The organism is Arthrobacter sp. GW460-12-1-14-TSB2 (genome assembly GCF_059423525.1).
The window spans coordinates 1-22,848 of record NZ_JBWKYC010000031.1 but is presented as its reverse complement, the minus strand read 5'-3'; the positions used below and the strand labels follow the sequence as shown (position 1 = coordinate 22,848).

Sequence of the window (22,848 nt, the reverse complement as noted above, 5' to 3'; positions counted from 1 at the left end):
GTGGTAGGTGGTAGGTGGTAGGTGGTTGGTCGAAGCCGGAGGCCGTCAGTGTTAGACGGCGGCCTCGGCGTTTGCGGCAGTGGTGTCGGGGGTTTCCGCGATGGCATCGGACGCAGGTGCCGAGGACCGTGCGGAGATGAAGAGGGTGAGAATGGCGGACAGGATCGCCGCAATACCCGCGGTGAGGTAGACCGCCTGGAACCCTTGGCCCAGCGAGGTCCCGGCCACTCCCATGATTTGCGGCTGTGCGCCATTGAGGGCTTGGACCATAACGTCAACGGCAGGGGCGGGTGCACCGCCGGCCGTTGCCTGGGCCGTGAACTGCGCGATCACGCCGTCCCAGCCGGCGAGGAAGCCCAGCGGCGGCACCTTCGCCAGCCCGGCGGCGGCCTCTGCAGGCAGCCCTGCCCCGCCGAGGATTCCGGCGAGGGGACCGGCGAAGGCCGTGGCTCCGATGCCGAAAGCGATGGCTGATCCGATGACGGGTCCGAGGGCAAAGCCGAGGTCGCGCAGGAGGTTCGTCGTTGCGGAAGCCATGCCGATTTGCTGGGGCGGGACGGTATTGATGGCAACAGCGGTGACAGAGCCGACGGTGAGTGCGAATCCGATGCCCAGCAGCAGGAGCGGCGGAATGAAGGCCGTCCACGGGGTGCCGCCGAAGGCCTCTGGAGTGCCGAGGGCGAAGGTGGAGAGCCAGAAACCGGAGACGGCCATGAGGGCGAAGCCCGCGGTGAGCACCCAACGCGGGGCAACGTGGTGGATGAGCCACCCCACCACCGGGATGAAGGCGAATGCGGGACCCTGGATGAAGACGAACAGCACACCGACCTTCCAGGTCTCGGCCAGGGCTAGTCCGCTGACGGCGACGCTGGTGCTGAAGCAGATCGCGAGGAAAGCGAACATGCCCGTGACCGCCACAATGCCGGTGATCGAGTAAGCGCTGTTCTTGAAGAGGGACAGGTGGATGAGTGGCTGCTCGGTGCGTGATTCGATGACGACGAAGGCGACCAGAAGGATGCCGCCGACGACGTAGCTGGCGATCACCTGGACGCTGCCGAATCCGGCGTCCACCGCGGTCACCGTGGCGTAGAGGGCGGCGATCAGGCCGAGCGCGAGGGTGATCTGGCCGGGCAGGTCCAGCTTGCGTCCCTCGGCGGCCGCCGAGTCCTTCGCCCGGAGCGCGACGAGGAGAACGAGCACGGCAACGCCGGCCGCAACCAGGTAGGCCACCCGCCAGCCGCTGAATGTGTTCGGCGAGCCAGGCGCAACGCCCGGCACGGTGAAGAACTGCGCCGTAAAGCCTGCGAGCACCGGGGAGATCACCGCGCCCAGCGACAGAAAGCCTGCCCACGTGGCAATGACCCGGGCCCGCGCCCGGTGGTCCGGGGTGATCGCCGCGATCATGGACAGCGAGATGGGGAACAGGATGCCTGCCCCGATGCCGCCGACAGCCTGCGCGGCAATCATCATCTCGGTCGTCGGCGCCAGCGCGGCCATAACGGAGCCGACAACACTGACTGCAGCGCCGACATAGAGCAGCTTCTTGCGTCCGAACAGATCGCCCAGCAGCCCCCAGCTGAGCTCAAACACCACAATGCCCATCAGGAACATGCCCGCAATCCAGGTCAGGCCAGCGCCCGAGGTGTGGAATTCCACCGCAAAGGTGCCGCTGAGGGCACCCGGCAGCGCGTTGGTGATCTGCGCGAGCGTGACGGCGCTGTAGGCGGCGATGAAAGTGGCTCGTACCGAGCCGCGGCTCGATCCCATGCCCTTCTGTGCAGTGCCCGTCCCTGCAATGTTGTTCTGACTCATCGATGAAACTCCTTTGTTTCCGAACCGGATGTGGCGCTCCCCACAGTTTGTCTGGAAGCTTTACATCATGTCAAGAGCACTTACGCAACGAGGGTTCATCTGGCTTTCCCGGTCGTTAGTCGTACGTTGCGATTATTTCCTTGACATGATGTAAAGGAATGTGTGATGGTGGCTACACCGCAACGGGGCGACGGCACGATCCAACTCCGCGGCGCCCCAGCATTCAGCACCCGATCCTTAAGGGAGAAGCCCCGTGAGTCACCCCACCCCCGCCGGCACCGCCGACGCGATTGATGCCCCCGCCGGGCAAACCGTCAACACGGTCCTGGGCCCCGTACCTGCTTCTGAACTGGGCGTTGTCGCGGTCCATGAGGCGTTGTTGTCGGTGCTCCCCGGTGCCCAGTACGCCCCCGACATCTCGATGGACCGGGCGGAGATCTTCGAGGTCCTGGCCGCCAAGCTCACCGACTTCCGCGAGCACGGCGGCCAGACCATCGTCGATAGCACCGGCATGTTCCACGGCCGAGACCTCAAGCTCTACGAGGCGCTGTCACGCTCCACCGGCGTCCATATCGTCGCCTCCACGGGCCTGGGCCCGGAGGAAGAGCTCGGCGGGTACTTCCTGACGCCGCAGACCAACCCGCCCACCCCGTGGCCGGCAGAGAAGTTCAGTGATCTCTTTGGCAAGGAGGTCACTGAGGGGATGGTGGTTCCCCGGGTCGAGCGCCGAGCCGCCGCCGGTATCGTCGCCACCGTCGCCGACCGTGCCGGTATGACGCCGACCGAGGAAAGCCTCTTCCGCGGCTCAGCCCGCGCCGCAAAGAACACCGGCGTCCCGGTCTCCATCCGCTTCGGCGCCGACGCCCTGCATGACCTGGACGTCGTGCTGGCCGAGCAGATCGGAGCTGACCGGGTACTGGTGGGCGATCTGGACCGCAAGGACGCTGCCGGTTCCGCCGTCGAGGTGGCAGGCCGCGGAGCGTTCGTCGGGATCGACCACGTGGGCCTGAATGAGCACCCGGACTACCTCAGCGACCGCGCCCGCGCCGAGATGGTGCTCGAGCTCGTCGAGGCCGGCCATGCCGACAAGATCATCCTGTCGGGCAACTCGATCGGCGTGGCAAAGGGACTGCCGGAGTACAACCTGCCTTACAGCCACATCCTGACCACGTTTGTGCCGTTCCTCAAGGCCCGCGGCCTGGGCGAAGAAGACGCGCAGCGCATCCTCGTGGACAACCCCCGCAACCTGCTGACCGTGCGCTAAACACGCGCCCGCCCCCACCCAACAAGCTTTCGAAACCCTGAGGTGAACGAATGACCAAGGTCAACACCGTGCTGGGAACCATCCCGGCCGAAGAACTGGAAATCGTGGCGGTCCACGAACACATCGGCTACGGCATGCCCGGGTCTGAACTGGACACAAAATGGTGGAAGTCGCCGGAGCAGGCGTACGAGGAAACCGTGCCGAAGCTGCGGAAGTTCCGTGAATACGGCGGCGGTACCTTCGTGGACGCCACAGGCATCTGCAACGGCCGCGACGTGGACTACTACAAGTCCCTGTCCCGGAAGACGGGCGTGCACATCGTGGCATGCACCGGCTTCGTCGGCGGCGATACCGCCCTGCCGCACTTCTCCCGCGCCACCGTGGACTACCTCACCAAGGTGTTCATCCACGAGATCACCGTCGGCATCGGCAGCACGGGTGCCAAGGCCGGCGTCATCAAGGTCGGCGTGAGCCGGGGCGGACGAATGACGGACCTGGACAAGCGCATCTACCGGGCCGCCGCCCGCGCCGCCGTCGTCACCGGTGCGCCGATCCTGACCCACCTGGCCATCGACCCCGAACCGGCCGTGACCATCTTCAACGAAGAGGGCCTCTCGCTGGACCGCGTCCTCTTCGGCCACGCCGACGACGGCCTGAACGCTCCGATAACCCCGCACGACTGGATCTACGAGCAGGGCGGCCGGATCGGCTTCGACACCTTCGGCTACGATCTCGAACTGCCGGATCCGCCGTTCTGGGGCCGCAAGCGCGCCGAACGTATGGAGCACTTCGTCAAGCTTGTGAACAAGGGCTACGCGGACAAGCTCCTCGTCTCGGCCGACGCAAACTGCAGCCCGCTGGGCTGGCCAGGCGTGAAGGGCCACACCATCAACTACATCTTCGAGGACATGATCCCCGACATGCGCGCGGCCGGCATCGACGACGCCACCCTCAAACTCCTGCTCGAGGACAACCCGGCCGACTTCCTGTCGCTGACCGCCTGACCCCGGACAAACCCCAAACTTACACAGTCAAGAAAGAGATGAAACCATGAAGGCTGAAGACATCAAGAACCTCAAGATCGCCATCGTCGGCGCAGGCTACGGCGGCGCAGCGGCGGCGAAGGCCCTGAGCCTGCTCGGTGCGGACGTCACGGTCTACGAGCAGGCTCCCCAGATGGGCGAGGTCGGTGCCGGCATCGGCCTGCGCCCCGCCACTATGTCCCGGTTCCGCCAGTGGGGGATCTTCGACGAGATCGCCAAGGTGAGCTCGGCAAGCGACTACTTCGAAATCCTCACCGCAACCGGTGAGCCCATCATGAAGGACACCTGGCCGGAGTTCGGCGAAGAGAAGCAGACCTACCTCATCCACCGCCGCGACTTCATCGAGGCCCTCCTCGGCGTTCTTCCCGATGGCATGGTGCAGCTCGGCCACCGGCTGGAGACAATCGCGGACAAGGGAGATCGCTCCGTGCTGACCTTTGCCAACGGCGAGACGGTGGAGGCCGACCTGGTGGTTGGCGCCGACGGCATCAAGTCCGCTGTGCGTGAGCAGCTCTTCAGCGACAAGGGCCCGGTGTTCTCCGGCGAGCACGCCTACCGCGTGGTGATCTCCGCCGACGACGCCCACGGGATGGTGGTTGACGACAATCTGCGGATGTACATGGGCAGGGGCACGAAGGTCTACCTGCTGCCGCTGCGCCACCGCAACCAGATGTCCTTCGATATCACCGCACTTAACCCGGACGGCACCTGGGCGCCCGCCATCACCAAGGAAGAACTCCTGAAGACTGTGGAGGGCTTCGACGAGCGGATCGTGAGCATCGCCCGGGATCTCGACATGGACCTGGTCAACATCCGCGCCGTTTACGACATCGACCCCGTGGACATCTGGCACACCGACTCGGTGGTCCTGATGGGCGATGCGGCGCACTCCATGCTGCACCACCAGGGCCAGGGCGCGAACTCTGCCATTGAAGACGCCGGAGCACTGGCCGATGCGCTGTCCCGGGCCGGTTCGGTTAAGGAGGCGCTGGCCCTGTTCCAGGCAACCCGCAAGCCGGTGACGGACGAGCTGCAGCGCATCTCGCGCCAGGGCTGGAGCGAGGAAGAGGTCAATGACGTCTTTCCGGGGCAGAAGCCCGCGTCCCAGAAGCCTGCTGCTGCGGCGGCAAGGGCCTGAACGCCATGGCCATCCATCCTGAAATCGCCAAAATCCTGGCAACCCTGCCGGCACCCGACGGTTCCCCCCTGAGCCCCGAAGCCATGCGTGCCGGCGCGGCCGCCCAGGTCCCGCCGCTGGAGGGCCGCCTCCCGCTCCACTCCGTCGAGGACGCCACGGCCGTGACGCCGGCCGGCGAGGTTCCGGTGCGGATCTACACGCCCGTGGAGACGGACGCCTACGGCCTTCTGGTCTACTTCCACGGCGGCGCGTTCTTCCTGGGCAGCCTGGACACCCATGACCACGTGGCGCGGGCCTTGGCCAAGGAAACCGGCCACAAGGTCATCTCGGTGGGCTACCGGCTAGCGCCCGAGGCCAGGTTCCCCGCGGGGCTTGAGGACTGCTACGGCGTGGTCCGCTGGGCGGCCGGAAAGGGTGAAAACCTGAAGTGGGACGGGAAGAACCTCGTCATCGCCGGCGACAGTTCGGGCGGCAACTTCGTCGCCGCCGTCGCCGCGAAAGCCCACGACGACGGGTTCAACCGGATCACCCACCAGATCCTGTTCTACCCGTCGCTGGACCTGGATTTCGACGTCGACCGTTACCCCTCACTGCGGGAGAACGCCGAGGGGTACGGACTGGAGACTGCAGGCCTCGCACCGTTCAACTCGTTCTACCTCAATAACGGGGCCGACCCGGCGGACCCGCTCGTCTCGCCCGTCAAGCGCCAGGACCTCGCCGGCCTGCCGGCAGCCCTGGTCATCACGGCCCAGCATGACCCCCTGCGGGACGAGGGTGAACTGTACGGCCGGCGCCTCAAGGAAGCCGGCGTGGCCGCGACAGTCAGCCGCTATGAGGGCGCCAACCACGGATTCGTCCAGAACTTCGCCTGGATCCCGGAGTTCTACCGGGCGTACGAGGAGACCGGTGAATTCCTCAACGCTGGGCCCGGGTCCAACGGGGGCACACCGTCTTTCGCGAGCACAGCGCAATGACGAAGCCGGTCGCCGTTCATCCGATCGTCTCGCCGTGGGGGCGGTTCGGCCTCTACAGCTTCTTCATCGACGCTCCGGAGCCCGCCATCGTGGACACCGGAATCGCCTCCTCGCCCGCAGAAGGTATGGTGCCGGCACTGGAGGCGATCGGCCGCCGGATCGAGGACGTCCGCTGGATCTTTCTGACACACGGCCATATCGACCACATTGGGGGTGCGTTTGCCTTGTGGGAGCTCACCGGGCGGCGCGCGCAGGTGGTCATCCACGAGGCTGACGCGCCGATGCTCCGCTCTCGCCGGGCCCACGTGGACGAATACCTTGCCGGACGGGCGCAGTATCTGCAGGACCCCGACGGCGAGGCAAAGCTGACCGCCGCAACGAACGCCGTCATCTCGGGGGAGATGGAGCCGACGCTCCTTGTGCGCGGCGGCGAGACCATCTCCCTCGGCGGCGACGTCACCGTTTCAGTCCACTCGATTCCGGGACACACCGCCGGGTCGGTCGCGTACGTCCTGGACGGACAAAACGACGTGTTCGTCGGCGACGCCGTACAGGTCCACGGTGCGGCCAACGGATTTCCCGGCTTTGTGGACCCCGCCGGCTACCGCAGGAGCCTGCAGTATCTCGGCGACGAGATCCGTCCGCAGCACCTCTACCTGGGGCACCCGTACCGCCGCGCGGACGGCACACCTTACGGCGTGGAGCTCGACGCCGGGCAGGCTCGGGAAGCGCTCCAGGGGAGCCTGGACATCGAAGCCCGCGTCAAGGATGCGGCCTGCGGCTGCCTGGCTGCCGGACTGCAGGACACAGACTCACCGTATTCGCCCTTCGCCCGGGTGGCCGACGACCTTGGGTATCAGGGGGACCCCACCCTGGAGCCGTCCCCGTTCTTCACGACGCTCCACGGCTACCGCACGACGATGGACCACTTGACCCAAGATGAGGAGATAAGCACTCATGGATGACTGCCAGTTACTGAATGCCGGCGGGGAGAAAATCGCCGTGCGCAAGGACCTGCGGGTCCCGATGCGCGACGGCGTCGAGCTCGCCGCGGACGCCTACCAGGGCGCCGAGGACAAGCCGCGCCCGGCACTGGTGGCACTGAGCCCCTACGGCAAGGAACTGCAGGCGCTGGCGCTGACCACCCCGCCGCAGCGGCGCCCGAGCCCGATGTGGGACGGCTGCATCGAGGCCGGCGACATTGCCCGCATCGTCAAGGAGGACTACGTCCACGTCATCGGCGACCTGCGCGGCTCCGGCCACTCCGGCGGTGAGCACATCGGCAACTACAACGCCGGCGGGGTGTCGCTGGGCCAGGACGCCTACGACTTCATCGAGTGGGTAGCGGAGCAGCCGTGGTGTGACGGGAACGTCGGCATGGTGGGCATCTCCTACTTCGGCTCCATGCAGGTGCTGGCCGCCGCCGAGCGCCCGCCGCACCTGAAGGCAATCTTCGTCTCCGGCGGCCACTACGACTTCTACGAGACCACGTACCACGGCGGCATCATGTGGTTCATGCCCCGCGCTGCCCGCGAAGGCCGGGGAGGCGATTCCGGCTGGGCCTTCACCGACGGCGTGAAGTCCCGGATGATCGAGAAGTACCCGCCCGGCGAGCTTAAGGAGCTCGTCGCCAGGCGCCTCCAGGACCCGGACGTCGCCGCCTGGCCCAACCTGGTCCACGTCCTGAACTACCCGAAAAACCACGAAGCCTGGTTCGACATCGTGATGAACGAACTGGACGGGGACTGGTACGAGGAACGCAACCCCGTCACGCTGGCCCCGAACATCGACATCCCGGTGTGGCTGCAGCTGGACCAGGGCCGCGGCTGGACCCTGGACGGCACCATCGAGCTGTTCAACGAGCTGAATGGCCCGAAGAAACTGGACATCGGCCCCTACCCGCCGATGCAGTCGCGTCCCTTCATCGAGGAGCACGACAAGATGTTCCGGTGGTACGACTACTGGATCAAGGGCATCGACAACGGCGTGATGGATGAGCCTGCCGTGAGCGTTTTCGTGGAGGGCTCCCGCCAGGTGGTGACTGCGGACCAGTGGCCGCCGAAGGACATCGAGTACAAGCCGCTGTACCTGCGCCCGCGCCACAAGCTCTCCGGTGAGCCCGAGCTGATGGGCACCGAATATGCCGCGCCGGACGGCTTCTACCAGGCCCCGCTGACGGTCACCGACCAGGTGCAGATCATCAGCTGGTCCACCGAGCCGTTCGAAGAGGACACGGAAATGATCGGCACCGGCGCAGCACACATCTTCGCCGAGATCGACCAGCCGGATACCAACTTCATCCTGCGCCTGTGGGACTACGCCCCGAACGGCAAGCGCCAGCTCATCACCAGCGGATACCTCAAGGCCTCGCACCGCGAGCTCGATGAGCGCACCACCGAGGGAAACCCCTACCACCCGCACACCCGTTCCCTGCCCGTGGAGCCGGGGCAGATCGAGGAATACGTGCTGCGGCTCTACCCGTTCGCGAACACGTTCAGGCCGGGCCACAAGCTGACGGTGGAACTGTCCAACGCCGAGCCGCTGGCAGATGAGCACAACTCGCTGCTCCCGCCGGACGCCTTCCACCTCCCGGTGGGCCGGCCCGTCACCCACAAGATTTACCGCGACGCCGCCCACCAGTCCCGCCTGCTCCTGCCGTTCACCACGAAGGCCAACACGGCGGGAGGCCAGTCGGAATAGTCTCCGCCGGGCCGGGTTCCCGGCACGCAGCACAGGCCGTGATGTTCAGGATGACCCTGGACATCACGGCCTGGGGTGTTTAATGGCAGGCACGCATCCGAAACGACTGATCAGGCCATCACCGTGCAACGTAGCGCCCCCGCCGCCGCCCCTGAGGCTGCAGGAATCCTGCACCGCCACTACCTGCTCGTGACGTCCGGCGCGTGTGCCCTGGTGTTCCTGGCTGCCTTTGAGTCGCTGGCCGTGACCACCATCATGCCCCTGGTCAGCCGGGAACTGGAGGGCGCCGGCCTGTACGCCCTGGTCTTCGCCGGACCGCTGGCTACCGGCGTGATCGGCATGGTGGCGGCCGGCAACTGGTCCGACCGGCGCGGCCCAGTGGGACCGCTGTACGCCTCAGTGGCCCTGTTCGTCCTTGGGCTGCTGATCGCCGGGACGGCAGGAAGCATGGCTGTCCTGGTGGCCGGGCGCCTGGTGCAGGGACTGGGCGGCGGCGCCATGACCGTTGCGCTGTACGTTGTGGTGGCGCGCGTTTATCCGCCCGTGCTGCACCCGAAGATTTTCGCCGCGTTTTCCGCGGCGTGGGTTATTCCTTCGCTGGTGGGACCCTTCGCGGCCGGAATCGTGGCGCAGGCGGCCAGTTGGCACTGGGTGTTCCTGGGCGTGGTGGGGCTGGTGGTTCCGGCCCTCCTGATGATCGTGCCTGCGCTGCGCGGACTCCGCGGCGCGCCGGAGGGAAGTTCGGAGCCGGGGCGCTGGTCCTACGGCAGGCTCGCGTGGGCCGCCCTTGCGGCGCTGGCCGTGCTGGGCCTGAACCTTTCCGCGCAGGTTCCGGGCGCCGGAGCTTTCTTGGCGGCGGCCGCCGTCGTGATCGCGTTCGTGGCGGTGCGTCCGCTGGTGCCCCGCGGCACGTTGCTTGCCCGGCGCGGGCTGCCGAGCGTCATCCTGGCCCGTGGGCTCGTCTCCGCGGCGTTTTTCGGAGCGGAGGTCTATCTTCCGTACCTGCTGGTGGAGCGGTACTCCTTTTCGCCCACTTTTGCCGGGCTGACCCTCACCGGCGGCGCCCTGGCGTGGGCCGGCGCCTCGGCCGTGCAGGGCCGGATGGGCGCGAAGCTCAGCAATCTCCGGGCCATGAGGGCCGGGTCGGCGATGGTGCTTGCCGCCGTCGTCCTTGCCCTGGTGACCACCGTCCTGGGCTGGCCGGCCGGCGTCGCGATTGCCGGCTGGATGTCCGCCGGCTTCGGGATGGGCCTGATGTATCCGCGCCTCAGCGTGATGACGCTGGCCATGTCCACTCCGGACACCGAGGGCTTCAACAGCTCGGCCATGTCCATTTCAGATTCGCTCGGTGGTGCGCTGGCCCTGGCCACCACCGGGATCGTGTTCAGTGCCTTAGCGGGAACGGCGGCGGGAACCACAACGACGACGGCGGGCGGAGTGTCGGGCGCCTCCTTCGCGGGAGTCTTCGCTCTCACGGTCGCCATCGCCGTCGTCGCTGTGGTCGTTGCGCCGCGGGTTGCGGCGCGGAAATCGTCCTAGTTCAGGGCGTTGACTTTTGCCCTGTCCGAATCAGACTCAGCCTTCCACTCAACGATCCGTGCCTGCTGGAGCGGCGTCTTGCGGTTGAAGTACCAGGCCGCGCCAAGGACCAGGAACCACAGGGGAGCAACCACCAGGGCGAGGCGGGTGTCCTCGGCCTGGGCGAGCGCCACGAGCATGAACACGAAGAATGCCAGCACCACGTAAGGCATGAAGGCGCCGCCGGGCATCTTGAAGGCGGAGGCTGCGTGGAGTTCGGGACGGCGGCGGCGGAACACAATGTAGCTGATCAGGATCATGGACCAGACAAACATGGTGAGCACGGACGCAACCGAGGTGACCACGGTGAACGCGCCGATGACGGAGTCGCCCGAGTAGAGCAGCACCAGGCCGGCGAGCAGGAAGATGCAGGAGAACAGCAGGGCGTTCTGCGGAACCTTGCGGATGCTCAGCTTGCCGAAGGCTTTCGGGGCGTTGCCGTCCTGGGCCAGGCCGTAGACCATGCGCGAGGTGGAGTAGATGCCGGAGTTGGCGCTGGACGCCGCGGAGGTAAGGACCACCAGGTTGATCACCACGGCGGCGATGCCCAGGCCCGCGAGGGTGAACATGCCGATGAACGGGCTGCTGGCGGCGTCGATGGTACGCCACGGGTTGACAGCCATGATGACCACCAGGGCGCCTACGTAGAACAGCAGCACGCGGACGGGGATGGAGTTGATGGCCCGGGGGAGGTTCTTCTCCGGGTCCTTGGTTTCAGCCGCCGCAGTGCCTACCAGTTCGATGCCGGCGAAGGCGAAGATGGCGATCTGGAAGCCGAGAATGAAGCCGAACATGCCGTGCGGGAACATGCCGCCGTCGTTCCAGATGTTGGCGAGGCTGGCCACCGCGCCGTTGGGGGAGGTGAAGTTCGTGGCGATCATAACGATGCCGGTGCCGATCAGTGCGACGATGGCCACCACCTTGATGATGGCGAACCAGAATTCGGCTTCCCCGAAGGCCTTGACGGTGGGGAGGTTCAGCAGGATCAGCACTACGGGGGTGATGAGCGCGGGGATCCACAGCGGGGTTCCGGGGGCCAGCTTGTCCACGTAGCCGGCAATTGCCACGATGTCCGCGACGCCGGTAACAACCCAGAAGAACCAGTAGGACCAGCCGGTGAAGAACCCGGCCCAGGGGCCCAGGAGGTCTCCGGCGAAGTCGCTGAAGGACTTGTAGTTCAGGTTGGACAGCAGGATTTCGCCCATCGCCCGCATCACGAAGAACAGCATGAAGCCGATGATCATGTAGACGAAGATGACGGACGGGCCGGCGAGGGAGATGGTCTTGCCGGATCCCATGAACAGGCCGGTGCCGATGGCGCCGCCGATGGCCAGCAGCTGGATGTGCCGGTTGCTCAGCGCGCGGGCAAGGTGCGGTTCCTGGCTGTGCCCTCCCTTGGTGGGTTCCGTTGCAGTGTTCCGGGCAACCGTGGTGGTGCGTTCAGACATCAGTGCTTCTTTCCTTGTCTCAGGCTGACTGCGTCGCAGGCGGACTGCCCTGCAGGCGGGGTGCCGCGCCGCCGTCTGCACGGAGCCGCCACAAATGTGACGTAGGTAACAGTTGGGGTGAATCAAGACTAGGCCCGGTTCTGAGCCCTTCGGCGGGGGAGTTGGGGCCGGTCCCGGCAGGCCGGACGCTCCAATGACGACGGCGGGCGTCGCTGCGCCTGAACTGGCTTCCGGAGCGGGAAAGGGCATTCTCCCGCTTCGTGCCGGGCTAGGCGGCGATCGCGGGGCCTCCCTGGTTTCGTCTTCCTGGAACGCGGTTCAGCCGCAGCCCGGGTCGCTCGGTCCTCGACAAACGTCGAGCCTCAAGGCATCAAGTGTAGTCCGTTGTTGGACCTGATTCGGCAGCTTCCTCGGGCTCTGCCCCCATCTGGCCCGCCCGGTCTTCCCGTCTGGACTCGCCATAGCCGGTGAGCCGGCCTGGCCGCTTGGCCCCTCCGAGATGATGGATGACGACGTTGCGGCCCTTGTCTTCGAGTTCCATGGCATGTCCTTTCGGGTAGATCTTCCCGTGCTGGTTCGGAGCCAGGCCGGATCCGGATGGGTCCGCCATGGTGGCACTTGCAGAAGTGGGGCCGGAGCGGCGGCTGCCCGCCCCGAAACAGTGCCCGTTCGGGCGGGCAGCCCGCCGGATGCTAGACTGGTGGAACTTGATGTGCAGTGATGCCCACTTTGATTCGGTTCATCAACCGGATCCCCCGAAGGATTTGTCCGGCAGGGAGTGGGTTTTTTTCATGTGAGAGGCACATCCTGCGTCGATGAACGCGTTCTATTTGGTCCCGTCCGCCGCTACCGCAAGGTTGGCGGCAATCCGGTTGATCACCTGACTTTTCTTCGGCGAACCCCTGGGCCAACCGGCACCGGGGGCCGATATCCGCACGGATACCGCCTGAAAGACCTTTGAAACACATGACTACTTTTGCTGCCCTCGGCACGCCCAAAGCACTCGCCGACACACTGACCGCCCAGGGAATCGTTGAACCGTTCCCCATCCAGGTCAAGACCCTCCCGGACACCCTGGCCGGACGCGACGTCCTGGGCCGCGGCCGCACCGGCTCCGGCAAGACCATTGCCTTCGCCATCCCGCTTGTAGCACGACTCGCTGAGCGGGAAGCCAAGCACTTCCGCAAGCCGGGCCGCCCGATGGGGCTGGTCCTTGCGCCGACCCGCGAGCTGGCCACCCAGATCAACGCCACGATCGAGCCGATGGCCAAGGCCATGGGCCTGAACACCACCGTGATCTACGGCGGCATCTCCCAGGCACGCCAGGAAAAGGCGCTGCGCGCCGGCGTCGACATTGTCATCGCCTGCCCGGGCCGCCTGGAGGACCTGATCCGCCAGCGCATCCTGACCCTCGAGGCCGTTGAGGTCACCGTGCTGGACGAGGCAGACCACATGGCGGACCTCGGCTTCCTGCCGGTGGTCAAGAAGCTCATGGACATGACCCCCAGCCAGGGCCAGCGCCTGCTGTTCTCCGCCACCCTGGACAACGGCGTGGACAAGATCGTCCAGCGCTACCTGTCCAACCCGCTGACCCACTCCGTGGACGACCCGCAGGCCGCGGTCACCACCATGGAACACCACGTACTGGTGGTCAACGACCAGACCGTCAAGAAGCAGCTGATCGTCGAGCTCGCCTCGGGTGCCGGCCGCCGCGTGCTCTTCATGCGCACCAAGCACCACGCCCGCAAGCTTGCCAAGACCCTGACCGACGCCGGCATCCCCGCCGTCGACCTGCACGGCAACCTGTCGCAGAACGCCCGTGACCGCAACCTCGCCGAGTTCTCCTCCGGCGACGTCCGCGTCCTGGTGGCCACCGACGTCGCCGCCCGCGGCGTCCACGTGGACGACGTCGAACTGGTGATCCACGTTGACCCGCCCACGGAGCACAAGGCATACCTGCACCGCTCAGGCCGTACGGCCCGCGCCGGTTCCGACGGCACCGTGGTCACGCTGACCCTGCCGGAGCAGCAGTCCGATGTCAAGAAGCTCATGAAGGCTGCGGGCGTCGAGGTCAACTTCGAGCGCGTCACCGCCAACTCGCCGCTGGTTGCAGAACTGGTGGGCGAAATGGCCGACAAGATCGACCCGCGCACCCGCGCCGCACTGCTGGCTGCCAAGTCCAACCAGGGCGGCGGCACCTCCACCGGTGCAAACGCGGAGCGCAAGCGCGCACGCCGCACTACGCAGGCTGCACCCACCGCGGGCGGCCGCGGCGGACGTGGCGGACGCGGCCGGGTTTCGGCTGAGGCTCCCCGTACGGATCTTCCGCGTTCCGAGCGACGCGCCGTGGCTTATGAAGGCCAGGCCGCTGCCCGCAACGCCGCTGAGCGCGTGGCGGAAAAGAACCAGGACCGCGCCGACGCCGAGCGCGCCGAGCGCCGCAATGCCCGCGGCCGTGGCCGTGCCACTGCTTACTCGCACCACAACGACGTTCCCGCAGCAGGTGGCCGTGCATCGGCCGGCCGCGGGTCTGACGCCCGTGCAACCGACGGCCGTGGCGACGCCCGCGGCGGGGCAACCCGCACCAGTGCACCGCGAAGTGGCGCTCCCCGCACCGGCGGCGCTCCCCGCACCGGCGGAGCAACGGGCGGCCAGCGCAGCGGACGTCCGGCAACGGGCCAGCGCGCCGCTGCCGGCAGCAAGTCCGGCTCGGCCGGCGGCAACGCAGCAGTCTGGTCCTCCAACACCGGCGGCACCTCGGGCGGATCCTACTCCGGCGGCGGCAACGGCCGTTCCGGCGAAGGCCGTCCGGCACGCAGCGGCGCCCCCCGCCGTGCGTCAGCTCCGGCGTCGAATGAACGCCGCAGCCGCTAAGGATCGTGTTTTCGCTACGTAAAGTAGCTGGCGCTACGCAAAATGCCGGACGCGACGGGTTTATCCGCAGCGACCGGCATTTTGCGTAGCGCAAATCACGCAGCGCAGCGCCAGCGTCAAAGCGCAGCGAAAGCTACCAGCCGCGGGCGCGCCACTCCTCAAGGTGCGGGCGTTCCGCGCCGAGGGTAGTGGGCTTGCCGTGACCCGGGTGCACCACGGTGTCATCCGGGTACACACCAAACAGCCGCTCGCTGACATCGGTGATCAGCTGGTTGAAGCGTGCCGGATCCTTCTGCGTGTTGCCCACGCCGCCGGGGAACAGCGAATCGCCGGAAAAGATGTGCGCAGGGCCTGCCGGGTCCTGGTACACCAGCGCCACTGACCCCGGTGTGTGGCCGCGCAGGTGCACAGCCGTCACGTCGAAGCCGTCGAAGTTGCCGACGTCCCCGTGATCCAGCAGTACGTCCACCGGAACGGGCAGCTCCGGGGCGTCGTCCGTCCCGGCCGCCGTCTTCACCCCGGTGGCCTCCACCAGGGCCCGCAGCGCGCGGACGTGGTCCCAGTGCTGGTGGGTGGTGGCAATCAAAGCCAGCTTCGGCGTCGCGGAGGTGTCCGCGGCGGAGTCGGCAAGCAGCCCCTGGATGGCGGCCAGATCATCGGCCGCATCGATCAGGAGCTGCGCACCCGACGCCTTGCTGGTGAGCAGATACACGTTGTTGTCCATCTCGCTGACAGAAATCCGGCGGATGGTGATGTCACGCAGGTCGTGAATGAGGGAATCCATGGGCTTCAGTCTACGGAGGCCCTACTCACGGCCCTGGGACACCCAGGTGGGGTCCGCTGAGCGGGAGCCGACGACGGCGTCCGCGGCGGCGTCGAGCATTTCCAGTTGCCCGGGGGTGAAGTCCAGCGCCAGCGAACCCAGGTTCTCGTCGATCCGTTCCGCCTTGCGCGTGCCCGGGATGGGAACCACGGGCAGGCCGAGCCGTTTGCCCTGGGCAAACAGCCAGGCGAGAGCCACCTGGGCCGGAGTTGCCGGCTTGCCGGCGATGGTGAGCTCGCCGGCGACGGCCTGCACCGCGGCCACCACGCCCTGGTTGGCATCCGCCGCATCAGCGGCGAAGCGGGGAATGTTGCGGCGGAAGTCGCCGCTCCCGAGTTTCGAAGCGTCCACTGTGCCGGTGAGGAATCCCCGGCCCAGCGGCGAATAGGGCACAAATCCCACCCCAAGCGCGGCCGCCGCGGGAACAACGTTGCGTTCCACATCGCGGCTCCAGATGGACCATTCGCTCTGGACCGCGGCGATCGGGTGGACGCTGCTGGCCTCCCGCAGCTCCTCGGCCGTCACCTCGGACAGGCCGAGGTGACGCACCTTGCCTTGCTGCGCCAGCGCCGCCAGGGCCTCCACGGTTTCCACAATCGGAACGCGGAGGTCGCGGCGGTGCATGTAGTACAGGTCTATGGTGTCGGTGCCCAGGCGGCGGAGGCTGGCTTCCACTGCCTGCCGGATGTAGGCGGCGTCTCCCCGGATGTCGGTGTAACCGGTGGCGGGAGTGCCCACCAGCCCGAACTTCGTGGCCAGCTGCACTTCGCCCCGTCGTTCCTTCAGCAGCTGGGCGATCAGTTCCTCGTTGCTGCCGCCACCGTAGATGTCCGCAGTGTCGATGAAGCTGACGCCCGCATCAACGGCATGGTGGAGGGTGCGGAGGGCCTCACCCTGGTCCACTTCGCCGTAGACCGGGGTGAGGGCCATGCCGCCGAACCCTAAAGGGCTGACGTTCAATCCGTCGCCGAGGTGGACTAATGGTGCGGATGCCGGTGCCATAGGGGTCTCCAATTCGCTGCTTTGCGTATTCGGGGAAGTGCCGTCCTAGCCAAGAACTCCCGCGGGAAGGCCAGTATTCCTCATGAATCGACGGCCTGCTCAAGCTCCGCGGGGCCGGGCTGAAGCGGGGTTCCTGCTGCCAGTAGCGCCACGATCATTTCGGCGGGGGCCGGGCGGGCCAGGAAGTAGCCTTGCCCCATGTGGCAATCCAGTGCCCGGAGCAGCTCCAGCTGGCGGCGGTCCTCAACTCCTTCGGCCACCACCTCGAGGGAGAGCATGCGGGCCAGGCCCAGGATTCCTTCGAGCATTGCTGCCGATTGCGCTTCGGACGCTTGCCGGCCAAGGAATGAACGGTCGATCTTGAGGATGTCCGCAGGCAGCACCGCCAGCGAACTCAGCGAGGAGTACCCCGTCCCGAAATCGTCGATTGCCACCCGGACGCCCGTCTCCTTCAGTGTCTTGAGAGCCGCGATTCCGCCGTCCGTGCTGCCCGCGAGGGCTGTCTCGGTCACTTCCAGCACCACCTTGTCCGCCTGCGCCGCGGGATCGGCGAGGATGCGCTTGATGGCCGCCAGATTCCGCGGATTGGGGAGCTGGATGGTGGACAGGTTGACCGCAACCCAGAGGTTTGCGCACTGGGGCAGGGCCTTCCGCCAGCCGGCAGCTTGGCGGCTGGCGGTATCCAGCACCCAGCAGCCGACGGCGTCGATGTCCCCTGTCTCTTCCGCAATGGGAATGAATTCCGAGGGGGCCAGCAGCCCCAGCGTGGGGTGCTGCCAGCGCACCAGCGCTTCGACGCCGAGGATGGCTCCGCTGGTGAGGTCCGCAATGGGCTGGTATTCGAGCCTGAGCTGGCCCTCCGGCGCCGCCGCCGCCAGATCCCGCTTCAGGGCGGCGCGATAGGTCATATGGTCGTAGCCTTCGGCGTCGAACAGCTGCAACCGGGCCTTTCCGCCGTGTTTGGCCAGATACATTGCAAAGTCCGCCTGCCGCAGGAGCTCGGCGGCGTCCGAGGTGTCCGGACGGCGCTGCACGGCGCCCATGCTCGCGGTGACAGTCAGCCGGTCCTCGCCGACGAAGAAAGGCGCACGCAGTGCCTCGTGGATCCGTTCGGCGATCCCGGCGGTGACGGAGCCGGCGTCGTCGTCCATCACCACAATCGCGAACTCGTCCCCGCCGAGGCGGGCAACCATGTCGTCGGAGCGGACGCAGGCCTTGAGCCGGGCGGCCAGCTGAACGAGCAGGGCGTCGCCGCGCTCATGGCCCAGCGAATCGTTGACCTCCTTGAAGTCGTCGATGTCGATGAACAGCAGTCCCTCGTTCCGGTTCCTGCGTGTGCTGCCCGCCCCGAACGATGCCGTCAGGTGTTCCATCAGGGCCGCGCGGTTCGCCAGGCCGGTGAGGGGGTCGTGGGTTGCGCGGTGGGTGAGCGCCTCGTGGCTGTTGCGTACAGCCAGGGCCATCCCGTTGAACGCCTCGGCCAGCTCGCCGAGTTCGTCGCGGCGGAAGACTTCAATACGGTGGTTGTAGTTCCCGGCCTGCAGCTTTCGTACGCCGTGGTGCATGCTTTCCACCGGCCGAATGATGTCCTTGACCATCCTGCGTCGGAAGTACGCGGTGGCGCCCAATGCCGCCACGAACAAGGCGCTGCGCCCGATGAACAAGAACCGTTCGAGTTCGGCACTGTGCGCGAGCCCGTCATCCATCTCCGCCAGGGAGTACCGCCGGATATCCGCCAGCTGCATTCGGATCGCGGCGCTGGACGCGGCAAACGCCGGGGTCTGGTCTATATGGCTGCCCTGGAGGGACTGCACCTGGCTGCCCCACAGGCCATGGGCCGCCAAGGCTTCCTGCCAGGACTGCCGCGCAGCGTCAAGCTTTTCCCGCATTGCCGTGTCACCCGGCAAAACGGCGGCGGTTTCCCCGAACAGGCGTGAGATCTCATCCTGCTGCCGGACAAAGGCAGCACGGTCCGCGGGGGCGTTGGCAAGCAGCTGGTGTCCCAGCTGCTCATGGGCGTCAAGGGCCGAGCGGAGGACCTCCACCTTTTCGAGCTCCACTTGCAGCCGGTGGGAGGTTTCCTCCACCTGGTTCATCAGGCCGCGCACCCCCACGATGGTGACGACGGCGCCGATCAACAGCGCAGCGAGCATCACCAGGAATGCCCGGGACCATTCGCGCTGCAGGCTCCACGTGCGTTCAGGCCCGGCCGCATCTGGGCCGGGGGATCCTGCCGCACCTGGGTGGCTGCCAGCCGGCGGTGCGGCGGCCGTCCCCGGAGCAGTGCCCGGCACTTGCGCATCCATGTGCTGTTGTCCTCTGCGTCCAGGAGCCACGGGGGATCCAGCCACCGGCTGAGACCCGATGATGGTCCGGTGATCCTAGGAGCAGGCTAACAGGGCTGCGGTGCCATGGCCCTGTGTCGCCGAAAAAATGCAGGAGAAATTTCGGCGCACCGGGCGGTAAACACCCCGGGAGGCTAGGACCAGGGGATGACCCGGTCCGCCGCGTCGCGGGTGGATTCGATCAGCCGGGCGTTCGCCTCGTCGGAACAGGCGGCCCATTCCTCCGCGGCAGGCCGGTCCATGCCGAAGTGCACATGCCGGTCCACCAGCCGCTCCAGGCGAAGAGCCGGGGAAGTGTCCATGAACCAGACCTCGTCCAGCTGGGCCCGGACCTGTTGCCACACAGGGTGGTCCGCCAGGAGGTAGTTCCCTTCGGTGATCACCAGCGGGACCGAGGCCGGCACGGCAATGGAGGCTGCCACCGGTTCGTCGATTTCGCGCCGGAAATCCGGCGCGTAAACCACCGACTCATCCCTACGCGCGAGCCGCTGCAGCAGCGAGAGGTAACCGCCGACGTCGAACGTGTCGATTGCCCCTTTGCGCTGCCGCAGCGGCGTGCCCTCGATAATCGCGTTGCCCAGATGGAAGCCGTCCATCGGCACCACCACAGCCACGTCCGGGCCAAAGAGGGTATGCAGAGCGGCTGCAAAGGTCGATTTCCCGGACCCCGGCGAGCCCGTGATGCCGAGCAGTATCCGGTTCCCCGACGCCAGGCGGCCGCGCAGGTCCGCCACGGCCGCCGTCACGTCGGGATGCCGTAGCGCGTCCGGCGGGGAAGATGCCATGGGCACCAGCCTAATCCGAAGCTATTTTGCCTGGAACACCGCCACGGTGCGGGCAGGGACGGTAAACGTCCCGGACGCCGCGTCATGAGTTGCCGTCTTGACCACGGAATCGATGCCCCCGGCCTGTACCGGATGCAGGGCATAGGTGGATCCTGCGGTGGCGGCCACCGTCTGGCTGGTGGCCTCATCCGAGGCGTTGAACACCACTACGAGTCCGCGCAGGTTCCGGTCCACGTCCGTCCCGACGGAGTCGTCAACACGCATCACCACCACACCCGGGGTCTGTTCCGGCCCGCCGGAAGGGAACGACACCTTCTGCTGCACCAACGCGGCCTCGCCGAGGTGGAACAGCGGCGTGCTCTTGCGGATCTGCAGCAGTTCCGCGGCGCGTCCGCGGGCTTCCGCGATCTCCGCGGACGCCGGCTTCAGGGCCGGATCCGCCAGCAGCGGGCGCAGGTAGCTGTACTTGTCCTCGTTGTCAGCCTTGGCCGGCAGGCCGCGGCCGAAGCCGTTGGTGGCATCCGTGTGGTCCAGGACGTTGAACCAGTCGCCGGAATCGTAGCTGTTGCGGTCCAGGGACTTGCTGCGCAGGGACTCACCTCCGGCGTGCCAGAAGGAGATGCCCTGGCCGAAGGCGGTGGTGCTGAGCGCGAGGGTCTGCATCCGTGTGCGGTCGGCCATGGCCGTGTCCTGCGGGAGTTTCAAGGCAAGGGCGTCGAACAGCGTCTCGTTGTCGTGGGCTTCCACATAGGTGATGGCCTCCTGCGGATCGCTGGTGTACCCGGCGGGGGCGCCGTTGTACGGCACGTCCGAACCCTTGACGGCGGCGCCGGTGCGGTCGATGAAGGAGTAGTCCTTGAGGTTGCCGGTGAGGCCCACCTTCACCAGGTCCTGGGCGAGGAGGAGGGCGGCTTTCTGCTGATCCGGGGTGCCGTTGGCCGGCGAATCGTTGGGATCCGTGAACAGGCCGGAAGCGAACCCCTGGACCCGCGGATCGGGATCGAACGGGCCTCCGCCGCGGACGGCGTCGCGCAGGCGGTCGTTGAACGTGCCAATGCCTGTCCCGGCCATGTTTGCCTGGGTTGCCTGGACGAACCTGGCGTTGTTGGCCACCTCGCCGAAGTTCCAGCCCTCGCCGTACAGGGCGATGTTCTTGCCGTCCACGCCGTCCTTGGGCAGGGTCAGCTCATCGAGGGCCGCCCTGACGTCCAGCATGTTTTGCCTGGAGTGGTGGCCCATGAGGTCGAAGCGGAAGCCGTCCAGCTTGTAGGTCCTGGCCAGCGTCACCAGCGAATCGACCATGAGTTTGCCCATCATGGCGTTCTCGGTGGCCGTGTTGGCGCAGCAGGTGGAGGTCTCCATGGATCCGGTGACGGCGTTCAGGCGGTGGTAGTAGCCCGGCACAATCCGGTCGAGGTTGTTGCTCCCGGACTGGCCGGCACTCGACGTGTGGTTGTAGACGACGTCCTGGATGACCCTCGCGCCGGTGGTGTTGAGGGCGCTCACCATTTCACGGAATTCCGTGATCCTGGCGGCTCCGTCCGGGTTGGTGGAGTAGGAGCCTTCGGGCGTGGTGTAGTGCAGCGGATCATAGCCCCAGTTAAAGCCGTCCTTGGCCGCCGTCCCGGCAACGCAGGCCTGCTGTTCCTCGGAATCGGCGGGAAGGGCGGCCAGGTCACAGAGCGGTTCGCGCTGCTCGCTGCGGCGCTCCTCGATGGTGCCGATGTCGTTGACAGGCAGCAGGTGGACGGCGTTCATCCCGGCGTCCACCAGTTCCTGCATACGCTTCATGCCGTTGCTGCCGGCGTCCGTGAACGCCTTGTAAGTGCCGCGGTGCTCGGCCGGAACGGAGTCGTCGGTGATGGAAAAGTCGCGCACATGCAGCTCGTAGAGGGAGAGGTCCTCCGGCTTGCTGAGCGCCGGCTTCTGCAGCTTGGCCCAGCCGGCCGGCGCCAGCGACTTGTCATCCAGATCCACGAAAAGGCTGCGTTCTGAGTTGGCGGAGAGACCCACGCTGTAAGGGTCGGTGACGAGGTTGCGCTCAACCTTGCCGGTTTCCGGGACGAAGACCTCCACCTCGTACAAGTAGTAGGCGCCATTCCAGTCCTTGTCCCCGGTGATGGACCAGACGCCGTCGCCGGCGGGTTTCATGGCCCTGCTGGCCACGGGTTCGCCGCCGGAGCCGGAGGCGTAGGTGTGGACGGTGACGCTGCGGGCCGTGGGGGCCCACAGCGAAAGCTCCGGGCGCTTGCCCTTCCAGGTCAGCCCAAGTTCCTGCTCCGCCGCTTCGGGGTAGACGGTGTCCAGGACGCCGGGGACCTGGACGCCGGTAGCGGCTGTGACCTTGCCGTCCGCCCCGAGGGCGGCCACCAGCAGCTGGCCTTTGAGCAGTTCCTTGGCCCGGAGCGCGTCGGCTTCCGTCAGCCGCAGGGAGGCAAGGCCTGCCAGATGCGGGTACTTGGCCGCAATCCCGGCGTCCAGACCTTCGGCATCCCGCTCGAGCCGAAGGGAGGAACCGCCGGTAACCTGTCCGTCCGCGACCGCCAGGCCGCCGTCGGGCGCGCTGTAAAGCCGGTACTCCGTTCCTTCGGCCGCCGGTGCCTTCCATGCGATGGTGTCTGCGGTCAGCCAGTGCGCGCCGGCTTCGGCTCCGAGCGCATCCGGCACGTCGTCAGTGAGGGTGTGGCTGGCGTGGTCGTACGTGAATGTCACGGGTCCTCCCGGCGCGTTGAGCACGATGTCGCCGCCACCCGCCGCTCCGCCGGCCCCGTAGTTCTCATCCCATGAATTGTTGAGGGCGACCTTCATGGCGTAGGTGCCGGCGGGGACATCGAACGTGGCCCGGTAGAGGGTCGCGGACCCCTCCACCGGCAGCAGCCTGCTGGCTGTACATTCCGGCTGCCAGTCGCCCGGGCAGCCGATCTCGGATTGCAGCGACCCTACGAGGGCCACAGCCAACGGAGCGGCGGTGTGGTCCGCAAAGGCGGGGAGGGCAAGGCCGCCCAGGGTGAGGGGCGTGACGCAGGCCGCGGCCAGAGCAGCGAGGAGTTTCCGGTTGAGGG

16 protein-coding genes are annotated in these 22,848 nt (G+C 66.9%); 8 read left to right on the top strand and 8 right to left on the bottom strand.

What is annotated here, in order from left to right; translation table 11 throughout:
- Positions 1-51: 51 nt before the first annotated feature.
- Entirely contained in the window at positions 52-1,812 is a 1,761-nt protein-coding gene (locus AC07YR_RS21905) for an MFS transporter (RefSeq protein ID WP_494735246.1), read from the bottom strand.
- A gap of 253 nt (positions 1,813-2,065) precedes the next feature.
- On the opposite strand from AC07YR_RS21905, the gene AC07YR_RS21900 reads away from it, so the two are divergent.
- The 7 genes from AC07YR_RS21900 (at position 2,066) to AC07YR_RS21870 (ending at position 10,470) form a co-directional block, all read left to right on the top strand.
- Complete coding sequence (locus AC07YR_RS21900; RefSeq protein WP_494735245.1) at positions 2,066-3,076, top strand: phosphotriesterase family protein; 1,011 nt, start codon at positions 2,066-2,068, stop codon at positions 3,074-3,076.
- Between the two features lie 50 nt (positions 3,077-3,126).
- On the top strand, positions 3,127-4,080 hold the full coding sequence (locus AC07YR_RS21895; RefSeq protein WP_436058909.1) for a phosphotriesterase family protein: 954 nt from the start codon (positions 3,127-3,129) through the stop codon (positions 4,078-4,080).
- Between the two features lie 46 nt (positions 4,081-4,126).
- Positions 4,127-5,257, top strand: coding sequence for an FAD-dependent oxidoreductase (locus AC07YR_RS21890; RefSeq protein ID WP_494735244.1), 1,131 nt, complete (start codon positions 4,127-4,129; stop codon positions 5,255-5,257).
- A gap of 5 nt (positions 5,258-5,262) precedes the next feature.
- Positions 5,263-6,231 carry an alpha/beta hydrolase gene (locus tag AC07YR_RS21885; protein ID WP_494735243.1) on the top strand — a complete coding sequence of 323 codons (969 nt, stop codon included), beginning with the start codon at positions 5,263-5,265 and terminating at the stop codon, positions 6,229-6,231.
- Positions 6,228-7,196, top strand: coding sequence for an MBL fold metallo-hydrolase (locus AC07YR_RS21880; protein ID WP_494735242.1), 969 nt, complete (start codon positions 6,228-6,230; stop codon positions 7,194-7,196). Before AC07YR_RS21885 ends, AC07YR_RS21880 begins: the two co-directional genes overlap by 4 nt.
- Positions 7,189-8,931, top strand: a complete 1,743-nt coding sequence (locus tag AC07YR_RS21875) for a CocE/NonD family hydrolase (protein ID WP_494735241.1) — start codon at positions 7,189-7,191, stop codon at positions 8,929-8,931. Before AC07YR_RS21880 ends, AC07YR_RS21875 begins: the two co-directional genes overlap by 8 nt.
- Positions 8,932-9,054: 123 nt before the next feature.
- Complete coding sequence (locus AC07YR_RS21870; protein ID WP_494735240.1) at positions 9,055-10,470, top strand: MFS transporter; 1,416 nt, start codon at positions 9,055-9,057, stop codon at positions 10,468-10,470.
- On the opposite strand, the gene cycA is transcribed toward AC07YR_RS21870, so the two are convergent.
- A complete protein-coding gene (cycA, locus tag AC07YR_RS21865; protein WP_494735239.1) occupies positions 10,467-11,957 on the bottom strand; it encodes a D-serine/D-alanine/glycine transporter in 1,491 nt (496 codons plus the stop codon). The two genes, AC07YR_RS21870 and cycA, sit on opposite strands and share 4 nt — an antisense overlap.
- Positions 11,958-12,327: 370 nt before the next feature.
- Positions 12,328-12,498, bottom strand: coding sequence for a hypothetical protein (locus AC07YR_RS21860; RefSeq protein ID WP_494735238.1), 171 nt, complete (start codon positions 12,496-12,498; stop codon positions 12,328-12,330).
- Between the two features lie 425 nt (positions 12,499-12,923).
- Here AC07YR_RS21860 and AC07YR_RS21855 point away from each other — a divergent pair, with 425 nt between their 5' ends.
- Positions 12,924-14,831 (top strand): DEAD/DEAH box helicase, encoded by a 1,908-nt coding sequence (locus tag AC07YR_RS21855; RefSeq protein ID WP_494735237.1) that lies wholly within the window; start codon positions 12,924-12,926, stop codon positions 14,829-14,831.
- 133 nt (positions 14,832-14,964) lie between these two features.
- Here AC07YR_RS21855 and AC07YR_RS21850 read toward each other — a convergent pair whose 3' ends face one another.
- The 5 genes from AC07YR_RS21850 to pulA all read right to left on the bottom strand — a co-directional run.
- Positions 14,965-15,615 (bottom strand): MBL fold metallo-hydrolase, encoded by a 651-nt coding sequence (locus tag AC07YR_RS21850; RefSeq protein ID WP_494735236.1) that lies wholly within the window; start codon positions 15,613-15,615, stop codon positions 14,965-14,967.
- A gap of 21 nt (positions 15,616-15,636) precedes the next feature.
- Positions 15,637-16,656 carry an aldo/keto reductase gene (locus AC07YR_RS21845; RefSeq protein ID WP_494735235.1) on the bottom strand — a complete coding sequence of 340 codons (1,020 nt, stop codon included), beginning with the start codon at positions 16,654-16,656 and terminating at the stop codon, positions 15,637-15,639.
- Between the two features lie 80 nt (positions 16,657-16,736).
- The gene (locus AC07YR_RS21840) at positions 16,737-18,962 is read right to left on the bottom strand and encodes a putative bifunctional diguanylate cyclase/phosphodiesterase (protein ID WP_494735234.1); all 2,226 of its coding nucleotides are present in this window, start codon (positions 18,960-18,962) and stop codon (positions 16,737-16,739) included.
- Between the two features lie 173 nt (positions 18,963-19,135).
- Positions 19,136-19,786 (bottom strand): nucleoside/nucleotide kinase family protein, encoded by a 651-nt coding sequence (locus AC07YR_RS21835; protein WP_494735233.1) that lies wholly within the window; start codon positions 19,784-19,786, stop codon positions 19,136-19,138.
- A 21-nt stretch (positions 19,787-19,807) separates the two neighbouring features.
- A partial coding sequence (pulA, locus tag AC07YR_RS21830; RefSeq protein ID WP_494735232.1) for a pullulanase-type alpha-1,6-glucosidase occupies positions 19,808-22,848 on the bottom strand: 3,041 nt, incomplete at its 5' end.